This is a genomic window from Labrys sp. Lb11 (assembly GCF_057554225.1).
The window spans coordinates 536,906-557,164 of the sequence record NZ_BAAJOT010000005.1; the positions used below are offsets into that span (position 1 = coordinate 536,906).

The following is a 20,259-nucleotide window of genomic DNA, read 5'->3' on the forward strand; positions in this document are numbered from 1 at the left end:
TGGCCGCGGACAGTTCCTATATTCGGCATGGTGCAACGCTGTGCCCGGGCCTTGAACCCGGCGCCCATGGAGCCAGACAGTGAGCAAGACCCGCCCGGCCTTCAAGGTGGTGACCCTGACGGACGCCGCCGCCGACAAGATCAAGGCGATCATGGCCAATGCCGACAGGCCGTTCGCCGGCGTGCGCGTCGGCGTCAAGAACGGCGGCTGCGCCGGCATGTCCTACACCATGGAATATGCCGAGGCTGCCAATCCTCTCGATGAAGTGGTGGAGGACAAGGGCGTCAAGGTGCTGATCGATCCGAAGGCGGTGCTGTTCCTGCTCGGAACCGAGATGGACTACAAGACCGACAAGCTCGCCTCCCAGTTCGTGTTCAACAATCCGAACCAGACCTCGGCCTGCGGTTGCGGCGAGTCGGTGGCGATCACGCCGGCCGCGGCCGGGGCTCTCGAAGCCTCGGCCTGACGGCGGTGGACCAGGACTATCTGCACGATCTCTTCGCCGCCTTCGGCCCGATCTCCATCCGCAAGCTGTTCGGCGGCTGGGGGCTCTATGTCGACGGGCTGATCTTCGCCTGCGTCATTCGCGACGAGATCCGGATCAAGGCCGACGAGGTCACGGCGCCGTTGTTCGAGGCTGCCGGGTCCAAGCCCTGGGTCTATGTGCACAAGGCCGGCGGCAAGCCGGTGACCATGCCCTACTGGCTGCTGCCGGACGCGGCGCTCGATGATCCCGAGGCTGCGGCCCATTGGGCGCGGCTCGGACGCGAGGCGGCGTTGCGGGCCGAGGCCGCCAAGCCCGGGCCAGCGGCAAAGAAGCGCGGGGGCAGGGCGGCGAAAACGCCGTGACGGGCGGGGCACGCGGGTCTATGGATCGAGCCGGCAGCAGGAACCCCGCATGAACTTCGTCCTCGGCGTCGCGCTCTATTTCGTCATCTGGTGGATGGTGCTCTTCGCCGTGCTGCCGTTCGGCGTGAGAAGCCAGTACGAGGCCGGCGAGATCGTGCCGGGCAGCGAGGGCGCGGCGCCGCATCAGCCGATGATGCTCAGGAAGGTGCTGATCACCACGGTGCTGGCCGCCCTGGTCTTCGGCCTGGTCTGTCTCCTGTGGTACGGCAACATCGTCTCGCTCGACAGCCTGCCGGGGCCGACGCTCAAGGGCTATTGAGGGCGCGCTCCCGGGCGGCCCGCCACGGTCAGACCTTCCCGGACTTCTCCGGCTTTTCCATCCAGCGGATGATCACCATCGCCGGGAAGATCCAGGCGAGGCCCAGCGCCGCATAGTAGATCGTCTGCACCCAGGTCGACGCATCGGTGATGCGCCCTTGCGCCAGGCCCATCGCCAGCAGGGCATAGACGATCACGAAGACGATCATCCCGATCGATCCGATCAGCTTGCGGACCCGCATTCTCATTCGCTGCTCCTCCTGCCGCCTGCGACGCGGGCGCGCGTTGCCGCCCGGCGTGCCGGGGTATATCTCTCCGCGCCGGTCAGGTCATCCGACGGAGACGAAATGCTCGCCAGAACCGATGCCGCAGCCGGGAGCCTTGCGCAAGAGGGACATCGTCGCGCCGTCCGCAGCTGGCTGGCGGTCGTGGCCCTGATGGTGTTCGCCATGGTGCTGCTCGGCGGCGCGACCCGCATGACCGATTCCGGCCTGTCGATCGTCGAGTGGAAGCCGGTGACCGGCGCCATCCCGCCGCTCAGCGAGAGCCGTTGGCAGGAGGAGTTCGCCAAGTACAGGACCATCCCGCAATATGAGCAGCTCAACCAGGGCATGAGCCTCGACGAGTTCAAGTTCATCTATTGGTGGGAGTGGAGCCACCGCCAGCTCGGCCGGCTGATCGGCATCGTCTTCGCCTTGCCGCTGGCCTTCTTCTGGTGGCGGGGCTGGCTGGAGCCCAAGCTGAAGCCGCGCCTGCTCGGCCTGCTGGCCCTCGGCGGCAGCCAGGGAGCTCTCGGATGGTGGATGGTGGCCTCGGGCCTGTCGGAACGCACCGACGTGTCGCAGTACCGCCTCGCCATGCACATGACGCTGGCCTGCCTCATCCTCGTCGCCATCGTCTGGGTGGCGCGCTCCCTCGCCCCTGTGCGCGAGCGCGATCCCCTTGCCGCGCCGCAACGCCTCCTCGCCTATGGGCTGGTCGGCCTGGTTCTGGCGCAGATCTTCCTCGGCGGTCTGGTGGCCGGGCTCGACGCCGGCCTGTCGCACAACACGTGGCCGCTGATGGACGGGCATTTCATCCCGCCGCTCGGCGACCTCTATGTCATGACGCCGGCCTGGGCCAATCATTTCGAGAACGTGCTGACCGTGCAGTTCCAGCACCGGATGCTGGCCTATCTGATCGTCGCCCTGGTGGCCTGGCACGCCTATGCGCTGCGCCATGCCGGGGCCGCGCGGCGGCGGGCGGTGGCGCTTCTCGCGATCACCGCGACGCAGGCCGGTATCGGCATCATGACGCTGCTCCTGATGGTGCCGATCTGGTCGGGCCTACTGCACCAGGCCTGGGCGATCGTGCTCCTGGTGATGGCGACGATCCATGCCTACGCCGTGCGCCGGGATGCCCCGGCGGCGGGGCTGGCGGCGGGCCTGCCCCGCGCGGCCTGATGAGCGTCCGCCTCCACGGGCAGCGGGAGTAGGCAAGGCCCGGCACCACCAGGCTGCTGGCCGAGGCGGGCGCGGTTCCGCGCCACCATCGTGCCGCCCTGTCCGACGACGCCGGCGGGCTACGGCCGGCGGCCGACGGGCATCGCAGCTTCAAGCCGTGACGCCGCCGACCGCCGATCGGCTCAGGCCGCCAGGGCCTGGTCGAGATCGGCGATGATGTCGGCGACATCCTCGATGCCGATCGACAGGCGCACCACGTCCGGCCCGGCGCCGGCGAGCACCTGCTGCTCGGACGAGAGCTGGCGATGGGTGGTCGAGGCCGGATGGATGATCAGAGAGCGGGTGTCGCCGAGATTGGCCAGGTGCGAGAACAACTGCACGTTCGACACCAGCTTGACGCCGGCCTCATAGCCGCCCTTCACGCCGAAGGTGAGGAGCGCGCCGGCGCCCTTCGGGCAATAGCGCTTGGCCAGGGCGTGGTAGCGGTCGTTCGGCAGGCCGGAATAGGACACCCAGGCGACTGCCGGATGATCGGCCAGGTAGCTCGCCACGGCCAGGGCGTTGTCGGAATGGCGCTGCATGCGCAGCGGCAGCGTCTCGATGCCGGTCAGGAGCTGGAAGGCGTTGAACGGCGACAGCGCCGGGCCGAGATCGCGCAGGCCCAGCACCCGCGCGGCGATGGCGAAGGCGAAATTGCCGAACGTCTCGCCGAGGACGATGCCGCCATATTCGGGGCGCGGCGACGAGAGGGCGGGGTAGCGGCCCGAGCCGAGCCAGTCGAAACGGCCGCCGTCGACGATGATGCCGCCGATCGAGTTGCCGTGCCCGCCCAGGAACTTGGTGAGCGAGTGCACGACGATGTCGGCACCGTGCTCGAACGGGCGGATCAGGTAGGGCGAGGCGAGGGTGTTGTCGACGATCAGCGGGATGCCGGCCTTGTGCGCAATGGCGGCGATGGCGGCGATATCGGTGATGACGCCGCCGGGATTGGCAATCGATTCCACGAAGATCGCCTTGGTCTTCGGCGTCACCGCCGCCTCGAAAGAGGCGAGGTCGTCGGTGTCGGCCCAGACGACGTTCCAGTTGAACGATTTGAAGGATTGATTGAACTGGTTGATCGAACCGCCGTAAAGCTTTCTGGACGCGACGAATTCGTCACCGGGCTGCAGCAGGGTATGGAACACCAGGAACTGGGCGGCGTGGCCGGAGGCCACCGCCAGCGCCGCGGTGCCGCCCTCGAGCGCCGCGACCCGCTCCTCGAGCACGGCGTTGGTCGGGTTGCCCAGGCGCGTATAGATGTTGCCGAAGGCCTGGAGGCCGAACAGCGACGCAGCGTGGTCGACGTCGTCGAAGACGAAGGAGGTCGTCTGGTAGATGGGCGTCGCCCGGGCTCCCGTGGTCGGGTCGGGCTGGGCTCCGGCGTGAATGGCCAGGGTCGAGAAGCCGGGATTGCGGTCGGCGGGCATGGGGTTTCTCTTTCGCGTCTTGTTCGAAGATCGGAAGTCTTAGGAGAGCGGCTCGCTCAGGGTCAACCGCGCGGTCCCGTCGGACGTAGCCCCAGCCGCTGGAAGCCGCGCTGGTCGCGCAACTGGCGCTTGGAGGAAAGGGTGCGCGAATTGACGCCGGCCCAGCCGATCTCGCCGGAGAGCCGGCCATATTCGATCTTCGGGCAGCGATCCATCACCACCCGGACGCCGAGGGCTTCGGCGCGGGCGGCGGCCGCGTCATTGCGGACGGTGAGCTGCATCCAGATCGCATGGGGCAGGGGAATGAGCTGCAGCGCCTCGTCGACCACGGCGCCAGCGGCCTCCGAGTTGCGGAAGATGTCGACCATGTCGATGGGGTCCGGCACGTGCTTGAGGCTGGCATAGACGGGGAGGCCGAGAATGGTCTGGCCGGCCAGGCCCGGATTGATCGGGAAGACGCGAAAGCCGCGCTGGTGCAGGTATTTCAGCACGAAGAAGCTCGGCCTGACCTCGTTGGCCGAGGCCCCGACCATGGCGATGGTCTTCACCGAGCGCAGGATGTCGCCGATATAGGCGTCGGAGTAGCTGTCGTGGTTCATCAACGGTCTTCCCAGCGCGGTTCGCGCTTGCCGAGAAAGGCGCCGATGCCTTCTTCCGAGTCGCGGGCGAGCATGTTCTCGACCATGACCGAGGCAGCATAGGCATAGGCATCGGTGAGCGGCATCTCGCGCTGGCGATAGAAGGCTTCCTTGCCGGTCCGAAGCGTCAGCGCCGAGCGGGCAGCCAGCCGGCGGGCAAGCTCGGCGGTTTCCTCGGCCAGGCGCTCGGGGGCGACGACGCGGTTGACCAGGCCGATGCGGCAGGCTTCTTCCGCGTCGATCATGTCGCCGGTCAGCAGCATCTCCATCGCGTGCTTGGCGGAGACGTTGCGCGACAGCGCCACCATCGGCGTCGAGCAGAACAGGCCGATCTGGACGCCCGGCGTGCAGAACTTCGCCTCGATCGAGGCGACGGCGAGGTCGCAGCTCGCCACCAACTGGCATCCCGCCGCGGTGGCGACGCCCTGGACCTCAGCGATCACCGGCTGCGGCAGCCGGACGATGGCCTGCATCACCGCGGCGCAGCGGTTCATGATCTCGGTGAAATAGGCCCGGCCGCGATCGGCGTCGGCGCGCCGGGCGGTCAGTTCCTTGAGGTCGTGGCCGGCCGAGAACACCGGTCCGGCCGCGGCGACGACGACGACGCGCACACCGGGATCGGCGCCGATCGCCGCCAGTTCGTTCGCCAGCGCCTCCAGCATCGCTTCCGACAGGCTGTTGCGTCGAGCCGGGTTGTTCAGCGTCAGCCGCGCCACGCCGCCTCCGTCCGAACGGGCTAGAACTGGTGCCGTGGCGGCGTGAACGGTCATGACGTCGAACTCCCCAGGTGAGGCGGCGATCCTACAGTGCCTGCCCCCGATTTCTCAATTCGCCTCGGCGATCGGCTTGATCTGCTCGGCGAAGGGACGCACCGCCTCGATATTGCCGGGCAAAGGCACGTAGTCGAGCAGCGCGGCATATTGCTGGTCGAGCTGCTGCAGCGCCTCCTGCTTCTTGTCTGGCTCCAGCGTGGCATCCGCTTCGATCTCGGCCCGGGCCTTGGCCTTCTCCTCCTCGATATTGGGCGGAGCGGTGGTCGGATCGACATATTGATAAGCCAGCAGCACTGAATTGGTGACGAGCTGCCAGTTATCGAGGTCGGGGAAGCCATATTTCGCCAGGAGTGCAGTGGTCCGGGCCTTGGCTTCGGGAATGTCCTGATAGGCCGGCAGGGCGGCGACGAGATCGTCGCCCTCGGTGTCGGAGCGGTCGCCATATTGCTTGGCGAGATCCTTGGCCAGTGCCGCAAGCTCGGCGTGGCCCTCGACGAACTTCTCGACCATCGGCGCGGTCAGCGCCACCTGCTCCTCGTCGCCGGCCAGGACCGGAGACGACAGGACGAGACTGGCCAGCAGGCCGATAAGAACACCCAGGCGCATGATCGCCTCCCGCAGAAAGCCGACGTCGCCGCATGGAAGCCCGGACCATGGCTCGGGCCGCGAATCAGTGCGCGAAACGTCTACCAATCGAATTGTTCACGCAGAATACGTTCATCCAATGAATGGCCGGGGTCGTGCAGCATGACCAGATCGATCGACGCATCCATGGCGATCTCGACCCGGCGGGCCGATTTCACTTCGTTGTGATCGCCGACGGCATTCACCGGCCGCTTGCTCGGCTCGAGCGCGTCGATTGCCATCCGTGCCTCCTGCGGAATGATCGCTCCGCGCCAGCGGCGCGGCCGGAAGGCGGAGATCGGGGTCAGCGCGATCAGCGGCGCGTTGAGCGGCAGGATCGGCCCGTTGGCCGAGAGGTTGTAGGCGGTCGAGCCGGCCGGCGTCGCCACCACCACACCGTCGCAGATCAGATGGTCGAGCCGGACATGGCCGTCGATGGAGATGCGCAGCTTGGCCGCCTGCGGCCCGGCGCGCAGCAGCGACACCTCGTTGATGGCATAGGCTTCGGTGACGATGCCGTCGACATCCTCCACCTTCATCGACAGCGGATGGACGACGCTGCGCTCGGCCGCCGCCAGGCGCTCCAGCAAGCCGTCTTCGCGGTACTCGTTCATCAGGAAGCCGACGGAGCCGCGGTTCATGCCGTAGATCGGCGTGTCGGCGTCCATCAGACGATGCAGCGTCTGCAGCATCAGGCCGTCGCCGCCCAGGGCGACGACGACGTCGGCGTCGTGGAGCGAAGCGTTGCCGTAACGCTCGACGAACACCTTCAGCGCCTTGCGCGCCGCCGGCGTCGCGCTCGCAACGAAGGCGATCCGTTGGAAGGACATGTCAACCCGCTGAGATGGAAGATGCGCGACCCGGTGGGTTGATGCCGATGTCAGGACCTGATCTTGGCCGCAGTCTCGTCGATCATCCTGGCAAGAGCAGCGTATTCTTTGGTGTCCTTGCCGTAGACCGTGCCGATCGTCGACAGATTCTGTCTCGCCTTGTCCAGGTTACCCATCATGCAATACCACTCGCCGTAATATTGCAACGCGCCGCGATGGTTGGGTTTCATGCGCAGCGCTGCTTCATAATACATCTGAGCCTGCGCCATATGGCCGAGCTTGCGATTGATGTAGCCGATATAGTTGATGACGTCGGCCGAGGAACCGTCGTCGAGTGTCTGCATCGCCACGAGGGCCTCGTCATAGCGGTGGGCATCGATCAGCGCCACGGCGTCGTGATAGCGATCAAGGAAACTCTGCTTGCCCGAGGCCGGGCATTTGCTTTTGTCGGCCTCCTTGCACGCCGTTTCCTTCTCGGGCGCGGCCGGGCACTTGGTCTTGTCGGCTTCCTTGCACTCCGTCGGCTTGGCGTCGGTCTCGGGCGGCGGCTCGGACCCCATGGCGAAAGCCAGGGCCGGAACGCCGGCGCCGAGCGCGACGGCGAGTGCCAGACGGATCCAGAGGCGCATCGTCCCCTCCTGCGGCGCAAGATCGACAGTCATGATGTTAGCGACGAAGCGTCATCGGCGCCATCCCCTGTCCCGGCGATATTGCCGGCAGCTGCAGAGGAGCGCGCCATCCCCGCCTTGGCGGGGATGGCGTTGGTTCAGGCAGTCCGCGCCGTCAGCGCTTCGACCACCAGCCGGCCTTCTTCGGCTTGGTCGGGTCGACCGCGTCGACATAGACATAGGCGTCGGGGTTGGACACCACAACCTCGCGCGCCGATGCCTGCGCGGCCGGCTCGGCAGCCGGCTCGGGCGTCTGGTCAGCGGCGGGCATTTCGGCTGCAACCGGCGCCTCGGCAGGGACCGGAACGGCCTCGACGGCGATCTCCGGCTTGGCTTCCTCGGCTGCGGGCACGGCGATCGGCACCTCGCGACGCCCGCGGCGGCGCGGCTTCTTCTCCGCCACGGCTTCGGCGGCCGGCTCGGCTTCCGCGGCCGGCGCAGGCTCGGCGGTCGCAGGCTCGGCCGGGGCGGGCGATGCCACGGCCTGATCCTCGCTCTGCACGGTCCGGGCGGTCCGGCGTCCACGACGGCGCGTGGCGGCCTTCGGCTCCGCGGGCTCGGGCACGGCAGCGGCCTCGACCGGCTCGGCGGCGACCGCCTCGACAACGATCTCTTCCTCCACCGCGGCCACCGGTGCCGCCGTGTCCTCCGCCTCGACCTCGACCTCGGCTGCCTCCGCCGTCGCTTCGGCTGCCTCTGCCTCGGCAACCGGCGCGGGCCCCTCGGCCTGCTGGTCGCCTCCACCCTTGCGGCGCCGGCGCCGGCGCCGCTTGCGGCGGCCTTCACCCTCGCCGTCGCCACCACGCTGGTGATGGTCGCGCTGGCCTTGGCGGGGCGCTTCGGCGGCTTCGACCTCGTCCTCCTCCTCGCCCTCGGCGTCGGGCTCGACCTCCTCCTCCTCCGGCGGCAGCGAATCAACCTGCACGCTCGCAACCGGCCCGGCCGGTCGCGGCTCGACCGGGGTCGCCAGGTCGCCGCGCTCGATCAGGTAGTTCTGGTTGCCGACGATGGTCTCGTCGGCGTTGAGCGTGATGGTCACGCCGAAACGCACTTCAAGCGCATGCAGGTGGCTCCGCTTGTGGTTGAGCACGTAGAGCGCCACACCGGTGCGCGTGCGCAGCAAGAGGTTGTGGGTCGCGCTCTTGAGGAGTTGGTCCTCGAGAGCGCGCAGGATGTGCAGGGCGACCGAGGTGACGGACCGGACGTGGCCGGCGCCGCCGCAATGCGGGCAGAGCTCGGTGGACGATTCCAGGACGCCGGTGCGGATGCGCTGGCGCGACATCTCCAGGAGGCCGAAATGCGAGATGCGGCCGACCTGGATGCGGGCGCGGTCGTTCTTCAGGCAGTCCTTGAGCTTGCGCTCGACTGCGCGGTTGTTCCGGCTCTCCTCCATGTCGATGAAGTCGATGACGATCAGGCCGGCGAGATCGCGCAGGCGCAACTGGCGCGACACTTCCTCGGCCGCCTCCAGGTTGGTCCGGAGGGCGGTGTCCTCGATGTTGTGCTCGCGGGTGGCGCGGCCGGAGTTCACGTCGATGGAGACGAGCGCCTCGGTCTGGTTGATGACGAGGTAGCCGCCCGACTTCAGCGTCACCTGCGGCGAGAACATCGCATCGAGCTGGGTCTCCACCCCGAAGCGCTGGAACAGCGGGGCTGCATCCTTGTAGGCCTGGACGTTCTTGGCATGGCTCGGCATGAGCATGCGCATGAACTCCTTGGCCTCGCGATATCCCTCGTCGCCGGCGACGATCACCTCGTCGATGTCCTTGTTGTAGAGGTCGCGGATCGAGCGCTTGATTAGCGAACCCTCCTCATAGACCAGGGTCGGCGCCGAGGACTTGAGCGTCAGGTCGCGCACGTTCTCCCACAGGCGCAGCAGATATTCGAAGTCGCGCTTGATCTCGGCCTTGGTGCGGGCGGCGCCGGCCGTGCGCAGGATGACGCCCATGCCGTCCGGCACGTCGAGCTCGGCGGCGACGGCCTTCAGGCGCTTGCGGTCGACGGTGTTGGTGATCTTGCGGCTGATGCCGCCGCCGCGCGCCGTGTTGGGCATCAGCACGGAGTAGCGGCCGGCGAGCGACAGATAGGTGGTGAGCGCAGCGCCCTTGTTGCCGCGCTCTTCCTTGACGACCTGCACCAGCAGGACCTGCCGGCGCTTGATCACCTCCTGGATCTTGTATTGTCTGCGGCTGCGCTGCGTGCGCTCCGGCACGTCCTCCAGCGCGTCGCCGCTGCCGAGCGCCTCGACATGCTCGGGATCGCTGCCCGAGCCCACCTCAACGATCTCGCCGCCGGTCGGGGCGTTGTCGTCGATCGGGGTGCCGGCCTCGGCAGCCGGCTCGGCCTGCTCAGCCGCGGCCGGCGCCTCGACGGTCTCGGCCGCCTCGGACACGGTCTCGCCGTTCTCGGCCTCGGCCGCCTCGCCCTTGCCATGGTCCTTGTTGGAACGGCCGCGCCGCCGCTCGCGGTCCCGGCCGCGGCCGTTCTCCTCGTCGTCGTCCTCGTCGCGATGGGCGCGCCGCTCCTCGGCCAGCAGCGCCAGCCGGTCGGCGACCGGGATCTGGTAATAGTCGGGATGGATCTCCGAGAAGGCCAGGAAGCCGTGGCGGTTGCCGCCGTACTCGACGAACGCCGCCTGCAAGGACGGCTCCACCCGGGTCACCTTGGCGAGATAGATATTGCCGCGCAGCTGCTTGCGGTTGGCGGCCTCGAAGTCGAATTCCTCAACCCGGTTGCCGCGCACCACCACGACCCGGGTCTCCTCCGGGTGGGCGGCGTCGATGAGCATCTTGTTCGCCATGGGCCTCTCTCTCCGGGGCGCGGCCATGTGTCCGCGACCGGCAACCGGGAGAAGGAAATCCTCGACCCTGCCGACCGCGCCGAAGGCTGGCGCCCGTCCTGTTGCTGTTGCTGTTGGGGGTCGGTGCGGCATGATTGCCGTCGGACGGCGACGCTCCGCCCAGGGCGCGTCCTGATCGGACCGCTCCTGCCGGAAACACGTCTTGTCCGGGAGATGCGACTGTGTGCATCACTCCATCACCGGTTCGTGCCACGGAGGATTCCGCGGCGGCGCTCCCGGCGCGTGATGTGAGACTCCAGTCCAACGGGCGCTCGCGCCCGTCCGAGCCATGGCGGCCCGCGCACCACTCGTGATCTTCCGGATTCTCTCAAGATCGCGCCATGGGCGGAGGAACGATGCCGCCCTTGCACCGCAACCGAACAAATCCGCGCGCATCAGCGAGGCACTGGATCAGAACGGCGGGCGCCGACGCTCGAATTCGACACTTCCGGAAAAGCATATCGAGAGCGAAATTACTATTACCGGTACGCCAACCGTCTTGGCAAGGATTTCCGAAGCCTGTGCCATGCATGCCACAGGAGGGGGGCTGGAGGCGGCGCCTCCGGCTGACGATCTTTACGGCGCCGGAGCAACCTGATTCAATGGGCCATCGGGATTTCGGCCGGGGTGGCGGAGACAGTCGGCCGATGCGGCGAATTTGGCATCTAGTCCTCTTGTTCAGCGTTCTTGCCACCGTCGGCCCGGCTCGCGCCGCCGAGTCGCCGCAACCTGACCCCGTCGCCGAGATCCGCGCCACCGATGCCCGCGTCGCCGGCGATGCCAGGCGCACGCGGCTGATCGTCGACCTTTCCGGTGCGGTCGAGTTTCACGCCTTCACGCTCGCCGACCCTTACCGGGTGGTGGTGGATCTGCCGCAGATCGGCTTTGCCATGCCCTCCGACATCGGCCGGAAGGGCAGGGGCCTGGTCTCCGCCTATCGATTCGGCCTGATCGCGCCGGGCAAGTCGCGCATCGTGCTCGACCTCGCCGGGCCGGCGGTGATCGACAAGGCGTTTCTGCTGCCCGCCGCCGACGATCAGCCGGCTCGCCTGGTGATCGACCTGATCAAGAGCGACCGTGCCGTGTTCCTGCAGGAGGCCACGGCGCAGCGCAAGGCGGCGAGCGGGGCGGCGGCCGACCGGACCGCCGGCATCGCCGCGCCGGCGGCGCCCCTGGCCAAGCCGGAAGGACTGCCGGTGGTGGTGCTGGATCCCGGCCACGGCGGCATCGACACCGGCGCCGTCACCGCATCGGGGGAGCAGGAAAAGGCGATCGTGCTGGAATTCGCCCGCATGCTCGCCGCCAAGATCGACGCGACCGGGCGCTACAAGGCGGTGCTGACACGCCAGGACGACACCTTCGTCACCTTGCCCGGCCGGATCGAGATCGCCCGGCAGAAGGGCGCGGCGCTGTTCGTCTCGATCCATGCCGACACACTGCCGAATCCGTTCGGCGTGCGCGGCGCGACCGTCTACACGCTCTCCGACAAGGCCTCCGACGCCGAGGCGGCCCGCTATGCCGAGCGGGAGAACCTGGCGGACGCCATCGCCGGCGTCGACCTGTCGGCGGAGCCCGGCGACGTCGCCGACATCCTGATCGATCTGACCCGACGCGAGACGAAGTCGTTCTCCAACCAGTTCGCCAAGCTCCTGATCGACGAGTTCCGCGTCGCGGCCACGCTCAACAAGAACCCGCACCGCTCGGCCGGCTTCCACGTGCTCAAGGCCCCGGACGTGCCCTCGGTCCTGCTCGAGCTCGGCTATCTCTCCAACAAGCAGGACGCCCAGCTCCTGATGTCGGACGACTGGCGCGGGCAGGTGACCGATGCGGCGCTGACCGCGATCGACGCCTTCTTCGCCTCCCGGCATCGCGACATAAGGGCAACGTCGAATTGATTCCGCGCTTTGCCGGGACGCGGGCCGCAGTTTCTCCATAAACCCGGTGCATCAGCGGCCGGTGGCGGCCGGCCCTCACGGCCGCGCCGGGCGTGGACTTCGTTCCGCGGCGGCGGTTTGCACCGCTGCATCGCCCGGGTGGATTGGTCGGGGGTGTGCGGCGTGATAGTCTAGGTTTATTTGCTGCGACGCGGGGCGACCCGGCGGCGGGCACGGTGGTGAAGACGGCTGATGCGACTTCTGGTTCGATTTCTGGGCTTCCTGTTTTCCACGGGCTCGTTGCTCGCGCTCATCGGCGCGACCGTCGTCGGCTATGTCGTCTGGGTCAACACCCAGGACCTGCCCGACTATTCCCAGTTGCAGGACTACGAGCCGCCGGTGATGACGCGCGTGCACGCGGCCGACGGCACGCTGCTGGCCGAATATGCCAACCAGCGTCGCCTCTACCTGCCGATCCAGGTGGTGCCGCAACTGGTCATCAACGCCTTCATGGCGGCCGAGGACAAGAACTTCTACTCCCACAGCGGTGTCGATCCGGAGGGCGTGCTGCGCGCCATCGTCATCAACTTCCAGAACCGCGGCTCGGGCAAGCGCCCGCAGGGCGCCTCGACCATCACCCAGCAGGTCGCCAAGAACTTCCTGCTGACGCCCGACGCCAGCTATGTCCGCAAGATCAAGGAAGCGCTGCTGGCGCTGCGCATCGAGCAGACCTATTCGAAGGACAAGATCCTCGAGCTTTATCTCAACGAGATCTACCTCGGCATGGGCAATTACGGCATCGCCGCCGCGGCCCTGAACTATTTCGGCAAGTCGGTCAACGAGTTGACCATCGCCGACGCCGCCTACCTCGCCGCCCTGCCCAAGGGACCGAACAACTACCATCCGATCCGCCAGCGCCAGGCCGCGCTCGACCGCCGCAACTGGGTGATCGGCCAGATGGTCGAGAACGGCTTCGTCTCCAAAGAAGACGGCGAGAAGGCCAAGGCCGAGCCGCTCAACGTCGATCCGCGCATGCTCGACAGCTCGCGCACCTTCGCCGCCAGCTACTTCACCGAGGAAGTGCGCCGCGAGCTCGCCGAGCGCTACGGCGAGAAGAAGCTGTATGAGGGCGGCCTGTCGGTCCGCGCCACCGTCGATCCCAAGCTGCAGCAGGAGGCGCGGAAGGTGCTGGTCGACGGGCTGGTGCGCTACGACGAGAGCCGGGGCTATCGCGGCGCCATCAAGACCGTGGATATCGGCGACGACTGGGGCAAGGCGATCGCCGGCGAGAAGCGGCTGGGCGACATTCAGCCCTGGCGGCTCGCCGTGGTGCTCGAGGCAGCCGACACCTCCGCGCGCGTCGGCCTGCAGCCGCCGCTCGACAAGTTCGGCAGCCTGTCGAACGAGCGGCCGACGGGCACGGTCACCCTGGACGGGGTCAAATGGGCCAAGGCGGCGGAGGGAGCGCAGCGCGGCCGCGCCGTCACCAAGGTCAGCCAGGTGCTGCATTCCGGCGACGTCGTCTATGTCGAGCCGCGCGGCGACAACACCTACCGCCTGCGCCAGGTTCCTGAGATTTCCGGAGCCATGGTGGTGATGGACCCGCACACGGGCCGGGTGCTGGCGCTGGTCGGCGGCTTCTCCTTCGACCAGAGCGAGTTCAACCGCGCCACCCAGGCGATGCGCCAGCCCGGCTCCTCCTTCAAGCCGTTCATCTACGCCGCCGCGCTCGACAACGGCTACACGCCGTCCTCCGTCGTCATGGATGCGCCGATCGAGGTCAACCAGGGCAATGGCGGCGACGCCTGGCGGCCGGAAAACTATTCCGGCAAGTTCTACGGCCCGCAGACCCTGCGCTTCGGCATCGAATATTCGCGCAACGTCATGACCGTGCGCCTCGCTCAGGACATGGGCATGCCGCTGATCGCCGAATATGCCCGCCGCTTCGGCGTCTATGACGATCTGCCGCCCTATCTGTCCATGGCGCTGGGGGCGGGCGAGACCACGGTGATGCGCCTGACCTCCGCCTACGGCATTCTGGCCAATGGCGGCCGCAAGCTGAAGCCGACGCTGATCGACCGCATCCAGGACCGCTGGGGCAACACCATCTACAAGCACGACGAACGGATCTGCGAAGGCTGCGACGCCGCCAAGTGGGAGAATCAGGACGAGCCCAAGCTGATCGACACCAGCGAGCAGGTTCTCGACCCGATGACCGCCTACCAGATCACCTCGATGCTGGAAGGCGTGGTGCAGCGCGGCACGGCGACGGTGCTCAAGTCGCTCAACCGGCCGATCGCCGGCAAGACCGGCACCACCAACGACGAGAAGGACGCCTGGTTCGTCGGCTATTCGCCGGACCTGCTTTGCGGCCTCTACTTCGGCTATGACAAGCCCCGCCCGCTCGGGAAAGGCATGACCGGCGGCCATCTGACGGCGCCCGTCTTCGGCGAGTTCATGAAGCTGGCGCTGGCCGATGCCGCGCCCGTTCCCTTCCGGGTGCCGCCGGGCATCAAGCTGATCCGCATCGACCGCAAGAGCGGCATGCGGGCCGGCGGCGACGGGGCGGGGACCATCCTCGAAGCCTTCAAGCCCGGCACTGCGCCGCCCGACAGCTATTCGATCATCGGCGGCGGCTCGGCCAGCGTGTCGCCGGAGGCCGACCGCGCCGTGACCACCGGGACGGGCGGGCTCTATTGACCCGTCCGCCGGAGCAGGGGCCGCGCAAATAGGGTTTGAACAAACCAGCGCGGCACTCTATCTCCGCTGCGATCATCCTCCTTCATCGAAGACAGAGCCATGCGCGCCGAAATCCTGTCGCTTGCCGACGACATCAAGCAGTCCGCGGGACTGCTGAGGAGGCATCTTTGACTGGGACACGTCCTACGCCCGTCTCCAGGAACTGAACCACCTGTCCGAACAGCCCGACCTTTGGAACGAGCCGGAGCGCGCGCAGAAGATCATGCGCGAGCGCAACGACCTCGATGAAAGGCTGTCGTCCCTGGTCAAGATCGAGAAGGATCTGGCCGAGACCCTCGAACTCGCCGAGATGGGCGAGGCGGATGGCGACACTGCGATCGTCGACGAGGCGCAGACCCTGCTTGAGGGACTGAAGCAGGAGGTGACCCAGCGCCGGTTCGAAGCCCTGTTCTCGGGCGAAGCCGACAACAACGACACCTATATCGAGATCAATTCCGGCGCGGGCGGCACCGAGAGCCAGGACTGGGCCAACATGCTGCTGCGCATGTACACCCGCTGGGGCGAGCGCCATCGTTTCAAGGTGGAGCTGATCGACTTCACGGACGGCGAGACTGCCGGCATCAAGTCCGCCACGATCCTGGTCAAGGGCGAGAAGGCCTATGGCTGGGCCAAGGTCGAATCGGGCGTGCACCGCCTCGTGCGGATCTCGCCCTTCGATTCCAATGCGCGCCGGCATACGTCCTTCGCCAGCGTCTGGGTCTATCCGGTCATCGACGACTCCATCAACATCGAGATCAACGAGGCGGACTGCCGCATCGACACCTATCGCGCCTCGGGCGCGGGCGGCCAGCACGTCAACCGGACGGACTCGGCGGTGCGCATCACCCATTTGCCCTCGGGCATCGTCGTGGCCTGCCAGCAGGACCGGTCGCAGCACAAGAACCGCGCCACGGCCTGGGGCATGCTCAAGGCCCGCCTCTATGAGGCGGAGCTGAAGCGGCGCGAGGAGACGGCGATGGCGACGCATGCCGCCAAGACCGATATCGGCTGGGGCCACCAGATCCGTTCCTACGTGCTGCAGCCCTATCAGCTGGTGAAGGATCTGAGGACCGGAACGACTTCAGGTACGCCCTCCGACGTGCTCGACGGCGATCTCGACGACTTCATGCAGGCGGCTCTGGCCCAGCGCGTCTATGGCGGCGGGCCGGACGCGGTGGAAGACGTCGACTGAGGACTCATGCAGGCCAGACGCGCACCGCTTCGGTTCCGGCCGATGCGGTGCGCCGTTCGAGGCTGTCGCGCCAGGCCGACGGCCGGGCGCTGTGGCGCTCGGTCAGCCATTGCTCGAGGGCCCGAGGCTTCAGCGCCGGCGCGTAGAGGAAGCCCTGCGCCACGTCGCAGCCGAGTTCCGCCATGATCCGGCGCTGACCCACGGTTTCCACGCCCTCGGCCACCACTGTCATGCCGAGACTCTGCCCCACCCGAATGATCGCCGTGGCGACGGCGAGGGCGCTCGGCTCGGTTTCGACGCCGGTCATGAAGCTGCGATCGATCTTCAGCTCGCTGATCGGCAGATTTGCCAGCCGGTTGAGGCTGGAGAAGCCGGTGCCGAAATCGTCCATCGACAGGCCGACACCGAGATCGCGAACCGCCGCCATCGCTTCCACCACGCGCGCCTGCTTGTCCATGATGGCGCCTTCGGTGATCTCGATCACCAGGCAGCTCGCCGGCAGGTCGTGCATGCGCAGGATGGCGCCGATGGTTCCGGCGAGATCGCCGCCCTGGAAATGCACGGGCGACAGGTTGACCGAGACGCACGGCACGCCGATGCCGGCGCGGCGCCATGCGGCGACCTGCCGGCAGGATTCCCCCAGCGACCACAGCCCGATGGCTTCGATCAGGCCGCATTCCTCGGCAAGGGCGATGAACTTCGATGGCGGCACCTCGCCCAGCCCCGGGTCGTGCCAGCGCGCCAGCGCCTCGACGCCGTGCAGGCGGCCGTCGTCCAGCCGGATCTGCGGTTGGTAGTGCAGCCTCAGCTCTCCGTTCGACAGGGCCTGGCGCAAGGCGACGCTGCTGGCGAGCCTGTCCTCCGTTGCCCGGACCATCACCGGGCTGAAGAAGCGATAGGTGTGACGCCCGGCGCGCTTGGCCTCGTACATCGCCGCGTCGGCGTGCTTGAGCAGGGTGTCGGCATCCCTGCCATGATCCGGAAACAGGCTGATGCCGATGCTCGCCGAAACGGGCAGGAGGCTGACACCGAGCCGGGTCGGCGTCAGCAGCGCCTCGAGGACGCGCCTGGCCAGGGCTGACGCGCCGACGGCGTCGCAATCGGGCAGCACGATGACGAATTCGTCGCCGCCCTGCCGGCTGACGATGTCGTAGGGCCGGAGCTGGCTGCGCAGGCGCTGGGCGATGATGACGAGCAGTTCGTCACCGATGGAATGCCCGAGCGTGTCGTTGACGTCCTTGAAATGGTCGACGTCGAGGAACAGGAAGGCGGCGGAGCGCCCCGCGGCCAGCCCGACTTCCAGCAGTCGGTCGACGTCCCGGCGCAGTTGCGCCCGGTTCGGCAGGCCGGTCAGCGTGTCGGAATAGGCGAGCCGGGCGATCTGGGCATGCGCTTCGTGGCGCTCGATCGCAAGGGCGCACAGATGGACACAGGCGGCGACGATCGTCTCGTGCCAGTGGCGCGGCCCCCGGCTCTGCCGGAAATAGAATGCGAATGTGCCGATGACCCGTCCGTCCCGCGCCTTGATCGGCGTCGACCAGCAGGCCCTCAGGCCCAGCGCCAGCGGTGTCGCCTTGTGCGCCTCCCAGCGCGGATCCGTCTCGATGTCGAGCGTCAGCACCGCCTCGCCGCGGAAGGCGGCGGTCCCGCAGGTGCCGACTTCCGGACCGATGGCGACGCCGTCGAGCGAATGGGAATAGAAATCCGGCAGGCTTGGGCCTGCCAGGGGATGGAGCAGGCCCTCGGGATCGACATGCAGCACCGACGAGATCACGTCGGGTGCGATCACTTCGACGCGGCGGCAGAGCAGGTCGATCACTTCGGTGATCGGCTTGTCGTCCGCCAGCGCCGCCATGATGACATGCTGCAGCGCCTCGATCTGCTTGCTCTTGGTGACGTCGCTCAGCACCGCGATCAGGTTGCGGACCGACCCGTCCTTGGTCCGCACCGCATTGACGGCGGCCGAGACCCACACCTCGTTGCCGTTCCTGTCATAGGCGAGGACTTCTTCCTGCACGCTGGCCCGGCCACCGATGCGGCGGCGCAGCCGGGTCAGCCGGCGCCGATTCGTGTATGCGCCGGCGAGCAGGTCCACGGGATGCTGGCCGACGGCCTCGGCCGCGGCATATCCGAAGATGTCGGAGAAGGCGCGATTGACGTAGACGATACGCTCGTGCTCGTCGGTGACGATGACGATGCGGCCGGTCTCGTCGGCAACGAGAGAGAGCAGGTCGAGCTGCGTCCGGCGCAGGACCTCGTCGGTCACGTCACGGACGAACGCCATGTACAGGGTGCGGCCGTCGGCCTCGACCCTGGACAGCGACAACGAGCCCCAGGCGCGGGAGCCGTCCTTGCGCTCGATCACCAGCTCGGCTCGCTCGCCGTCCGCGCCGGATCGCCCTTGTGCGGGAGGCACCCATTCCGGTGCGAGCAGGCGGGCGTCGCAGCCCAGGACCTCGTCGCGTCCATAGCCCCAAAGTCGCTCGGCCGCAGCGTTGAAAAAGGCGATTGTGCCGGCCTCGTCGAGGATGAGGACGGCGTCGACCGCCTGCTCCAGCGCGGGATACAGCATCAGTTCGAGCGCCTTCTCTCCGACGCCGCCGGCCATTCCGCCTTCTCCGCCCATCGACCCGATGACGTCGCCTTCCGGCCGATCCGCGACAGGATAGCCCGATTGCTCAATTCTCCAATGCCATAATTCGTCAAGGCAGTCAGAAGCTTGGGCCCATTCCTGGCCGACGGAGCGCAGGGCATGCTCTGCTCGTGGAAGGAGGCTGTCCCGCCAACGGGCGACACGGGCACGATTCCAGGCGACACCGAGTGGGAATCGGCTGGATGAACCCTTGTCGGACTGGCCCAGGCCGTGGCCATGTCGCCGTCATCCGCCTGAGGCGAGCGCAAGGAAGCGAACGGGCGAACGCCAGGGCACGAACACACGAACGCCAAACGGGAAGGGAACGAGTTTTGAGTCGCATACTGTCGGCCGGGCCGGCGAGTTTCCAGCGGCTCCGGACTGGCGGAGCACTGACGATCTTCCTGGAGGCTTCGTCAGTCTCGCCCCAGCAGAGGCGGTAAATATCGAATTTGCTGGGAAACTTTGGAGGCCACGCCCGGAATCGAACCGGGGTGCAAGGATTTGCAGTCCTCTGCGTAACCACTCCGCCACGTGGCCGTCCACGCCGAATGACCGGCGCGCGCTGCCTATATCAAGCGTCGTCGCTCCGCACAACACGGTTTGATGAAAAGATCGGCGACATCTGCGCCGCGCCGCTTGCTTGCCTTTTCCGGGGCCTTGCCGCAAACAACGGACAAGGCCGCGACGGCCGGCAACGAGGCTTCGTTCATGATCGATACCGCTCAGGCGCGCCGCACCATGGTGGATTGCCAGATCCGCGCCAATGACGTGACAGATGCGCGGGTGCTGGAGGCATTCCTGAAGACGCCGCGCGAATCCTTCGTGCCCGCCGACAGGCAGGCGGTCGCCTATCTCGACATGGACATCGCCGTCGGCGGCGGCGGCTCGCGCTTCCTGATCGAGCCGACCGTGCTGGCCAGGCTGCTGCAGGCGGCCCACATCGGCGCGGAGGAGGCCGTGCTCGATGTCGGCACCGCCACCGGCTACTCCAGCGCCATCCTCGCATCCCTCGCCGGCCGGGTGGTGGGTCTGGAAAGCGATCCCGCGCTTGTGGCGGAGGCGACACGCGCCCTGGCCGGCCAGGCCAAAGTTTCCATCGTGGCCGGGCCGCTCGAAGCCGGCTATGCCAAGGGCGCGCCCTACGACGTCATCGTGCTGCAGGGCTCGGTCGAGCAGGTACCCCAAGCCTTGTTCGAGCAACTCGCCCAGGGAGGGCGCCTGCTGGCGGTCGTCGGGAAAGGGCGTTCGGCCCGCGCCATCGTTCATCTCAAGAGCGGTCGCGACGTCTCCTGCCGGGAGGTGTTCGACGCGGCCTTGCCGCCGCTCCCCGGCTTTGCGCGGCCGCCGGCCTTCGCCTTCTGATACCCACCCC

Annotated in this window: 17 protein-coding genes and 1 tRNA gene; 8 read left to right on the forward strand and 10 right to left on the reverse strand. The window is 67.6% G+C overall.

Features of this window, described 5'->3' with window-relative positions; translation table 11 throughout:
* The first annotated feature begins 79 nt into the window (after window positions 1-79).
* From AC27L4_RS21100 to AC27L4_RS21110, 3 genes are read left to right on the forward strand one after another with little or no spacing between them, the layout of a single operon-like run.
* On the forward strand, window positions 80-466 hold the full coding sequence (locus AC27L4_RS21100) for a HesB/IscA family protein (RefSeq protein WP_487144326.1): 387 nt from the start codon (window positions 80-82) through the stop codon (window positions 464-466).
* Window positions 467-471: 5 nt separating this feature from the next.
* A complete protein-coding gene (locus tag AC27L4_RS21105; RefSeq protein WP_487144327.1) occupies window positions 472-849 on the forward strand; it encodes a TfoX/Sxy family protein in 378 nt (125 codons plus the stop codon).
* A 49-nt stretch (window positions 850-898) separates the two neighbouring features.
* Window positions 899-1,168: a DUF1467 family protein gene (locus tag AC27L4_RS21110; protein WP_487144328.1), complete on the forward strand. Its 270-nt coding sequence runs from the start codon at window positions 899-901 to the stop codon at window positions 1,166-1,168.
* A gap of 28 nt (window positions 1,169-1,196) precedes the next feature.
* Here AC27L4_RS21110 and AC27L4_RS21115 read toward each other — a convergent pair whose 3' ends face one another.
* Window positions 1,197-1,415, reverse strand: a complete 219-nt coding sequence (locus AC27L4_RS21115) for a DUF2842 domain-containing protein (protein ID WP_487144329.1) — start codon at window positions 1,413-1,415, stop codon at window positions 1,197-1,199.
* 99 nt (window positions 1,416-1,514) lie between these two features.
* On the opposite strand from AC27L4_RS21115, the gene AC27L4_RS21120 reads away from it, so the two are divergent.
* On the forward strand, window positions 1,515-2,609 hold the full coding sequence (locus AC27L4_RS21120; RefSeq protein ID WP_487144330.1) for a COX15/CtaA family protein: 1,095 nt from the start codon (window positions 1,515-1,517) through the stop codon (window positions 2,607-2,609).
* A 182-nt stretch (window positions 2,610-2,791) separates the two neighbouring features.
* Here AC27L4_RS21120 and AC27L4_RS21125 read toward each other — a convergent pair whose 3' ends face one another.
* The 7 genes from AC27L4_RS21125 to AC27L4_RS21155 all read right to left on the reverse strand — a co-directional run bounded on the left by AC27L4_RS21125 (window position 2,792) and on the right by AC27L4_RS21155 (window position 10,408).
* A complete protein-coding gene (locus tag AC27L4_RS21125) occupies window positions 2,792-4,075 on the reverse strand; it encodes an O-acetylhomoserine aminocarboxypropyltransferase (protein WP_487144331.1) in 1,284 nt (427 codons plus the stop codon).
* Window positions 4,076-4,137: 62 nt separating this feature from the next.
* A complete protein-coding gene (locus AC27L4_RS21130) occupies window positions 4,138-4,674 on the reverse strand; it encodes a CoA-binding protein (RefSeq protein WP_487144332.1) in 537 nt (178 codons plus the stop codon).
* Window positions 4,674-5,483 (reverse strand): enoyl-CoA hydratase, encoded by an 810-nt coding sequence (locus AC27L4_RS21135; protein WP_487144333.1) that lies wholly within the window; start codon window positions 5,481-5,483, stop codon window positions 4,674-4,676. Before AC27L4_RS21135 ends, AC27L4_RS21130 begins: the two co-directional genes overlap by 1 nt.
* Window positions 5,484-5,537: 54 nt before the next feature.
* Complete coding sequence (locus tag AC27L4_RS21140; protein ID WP_487144334.1) at window positions 5,538-6,092, reverse strand: hypothetical protein; 555 nt, start codon at window positions 6,090-6,092, stop codon at window positions 5,538-5,540.
* An 80-nt stretch (window positions 6,093-6,172) separates the two neighbouring features.
* On the reverse strand, window positions 6,173-6,940 hold the full coding sequence (locus tag AC27L4_RS21145; RefSeq protein ID WP_487144335.1) for an NAD kinase: 768 nt from the start codon (window positions 6,938-6,940) through the stop codon (window positions 6,173-6,175).
* A gap of 50 nt (window positions 6,941-6,990) precedes the next feature.
* A complete protein-coding gene (locus AC27L4_RS21150; protein WP_487144336.1) occupies window positions 6,991-7,569 on the reverse strand; it encodes a tetratricopeptide repeat protein in 579 nt (192 codons plus the stop codon).
* Between the two features lie 154 nt (window positions 7,570-7,723).
* Window positions 7,724-10,408, reverse strand: coding sequence for an Rne/Rng family ribonuclease (locus AC27L4_RS21155; RefSeq protein ID WP_487144337.1), 2,685 nt, complete (start codon window positions 10,406-10,408; stop codon window positions 7,724-7,726).
* A 713-nt stretch (window positions 10,409-11,121) separates the two neighbouring features.
* On the opposite strand from AC27L4_RS21155, the gene AC27L4_RS21160 reads away from it, so the two are divergent.
* The 3 genes from AC27L4_RS21160 to prfB all read left to right on the forward strand — a co-directional run bounded on the left by AC27L4_RS21160 (window position 11,122) and on the right by prfB (window position 16,252).
* On the forward strand, window positions 11,122-12,342 hold the full coding sequence (locus tag AC27L4_RS21160; RefSeq protein ID WP_487144338.1) for an N-acetylmuramoyl-L-alanine amidase: 1,221 nt from the start codon (window positions 11,122-11,124) through the stop codon (window positions 12,340-12,342).
* 231 nt (window positions 12,343-12,573) lie between these two features.
* A complete protein-coding gene (locus AC27L4_RS21165; protein WP_487144339.1) occupies window positions 12,574-15,021 on the forward strand; it encodes a penicillin-binding protein 1A in 2,448 nt (815 codons plus the stop codon).
* Between the two features lie 99 nt (window positions 15,022-15,120).
* A protein-coding gene (gene prfB, locus AC27L4_RS21170; RefSeq protein WP_487144340.1) for a peptide chain release factor 2 occupies window positions 15,121-16,252 on the forward strand; the annotation gives its coding sequence in 2 pieces (ribosomal slippage) (window positions 15,121-15,189 and window positions 15,191-16,252; 1,131 coding nt in all).
* Window positions 16,253-16,256: 4 nt separating this feature from the next.
* On the opposite strand, the gene AC27L4_RS21175 is transcribed toward prfB, so the two are convergent.
* Window positions 16,257-18,860, reverse strand: coding sequence for an EAL domain-containing protein (locus AC27L4_RS21175; RefSeq protein ID WP_487144341.1), 2,604 nt, complete (start codon window positions 18,858-18,860; stop codon window positions 16,257-16,259).
* A 490-nt stretch (window positions 18,861-19,350) separates the two neighbouring features.
* Window positions 19,351-19,424 (reverse strand) — tRNA-Cys (locus AC27L4_RS21180).
* Window positions 19,425-19,595: 171 nt separating this feature from the next.
* Between AC27L4_RS21180 and AC27L4_RS21185 the strand changes: the two genes are divergently transcribed.
* Window positions 19,596-20,249, forward strand: a complete 654-nt coding sequence (locus AC27L4_RS21185; protein ID WP_487144342.1) for a protein-L-isoaspartate O-methyltransferase family protein — start codon at window positions 19,596-19,598, stop codon at window positions 20,247-20,249.
* Window positions 20,250-20,259 lie beyond the last annotated feature (10 nt).

Excerpts from the sequence above, each read along its gene's own strand:
- AC27L4_RS21125 (WP_487144331.1), bottom strand. The coding sequence starts at position 4,075 with ATGCCCGCCGACCGCAATCCCGGCTTCTCGACCCTGGCCATTCACGCC.
- AC27L4_RS21155 (WP_487144337.1), bottom strand. The coding sequence starts at position 10,408 with ATGGCGAACAAGATGCTCATCGACGCCGCCCACCCGGAGGAGACCCGG.
- AC27L4_RS21175 (WP_487144341.1), bottom strand. The coding sequence starts at position 18,860 with ATGGCCGGCGGCGTCGGAGAGAAGGCGCTCGAACTGATGCTGTATCCC.
- AC27L4_RS21110 (WP_487144328.1), top strand. The coding sequence starts at position 899 with ATGAACTTCGTCCTCGGCGTCGCGCTCTATTTCGTCATCTGGTGGATG.
- AC27L4_RS21135 (WP_487144333.1), bottom strand. The coding sequence starts at position 5,483 with ATGACCGTTCACGCCGCCACGGCACCAGTTCTAGCCCGTTCGGACGGA.
- AC27L4_RS21130 (WP_487144332.1), bottom strand. The coding sequence starts at position 4,674 with ATGAACCACGACAGCTACTCCGACGCCTATATCGGCGACATCCTGCGC.
- AC27L4_RS21185 (WP_487144342.1), top strand. The coding sequence starts at position 19,596 with ATGATCGATACCGCTCAGGCGCGCCGCACCATGGTGGATTGCCAGATC.
- AC27L4_RS21150 (WP_487144336.1), bottom strand. The coding sequence starts at position 7,569 with ATGCGCCTCTGGATCCGTCTGGCACTCGCCGTCGCGCTCGGCGCCGGC.
- AC27L4_RS21140 (WP_487144334.1), bottom strand. The coding sequence starts at position 6,092 with ATGCGCCTGGGTGTTCTTATCGGCCTGCTGGCCAGTCTCGTCCTGTCG.
- AC27L4_RS21120 (WP_487144330.1), top strand. The coding sequence starts at position 1,515 with ATGCTCGCCAGAACCGATGCCGCAGCCGGGAGCCTTGCGCAAGAGGGA.
- AC27L4_RS21145 (WP_487144335.1), bottom strand. The coding sequence starts at position 6,940 with ATGTCCTTCCAACGGATCGCCTTCGTTGCGAGCGCGACGCCGGCGGCG.
- AC27L4_RS21115 (WP_487144329.1), bottom strand. The coding sequence starts at position 1,415 with ATGAGAATGCGGGTCCGCAAGCTGATCGGATCGATCGGGATGATCGTC.
- AC27L4_RS21165 (WP_487144339.1), top strand. The coding sequence starts at position 12,574 with ATGCGACTTCTGGTTCGATTTCTGGGCTTCCTGTTTTCCACGGGCTCG.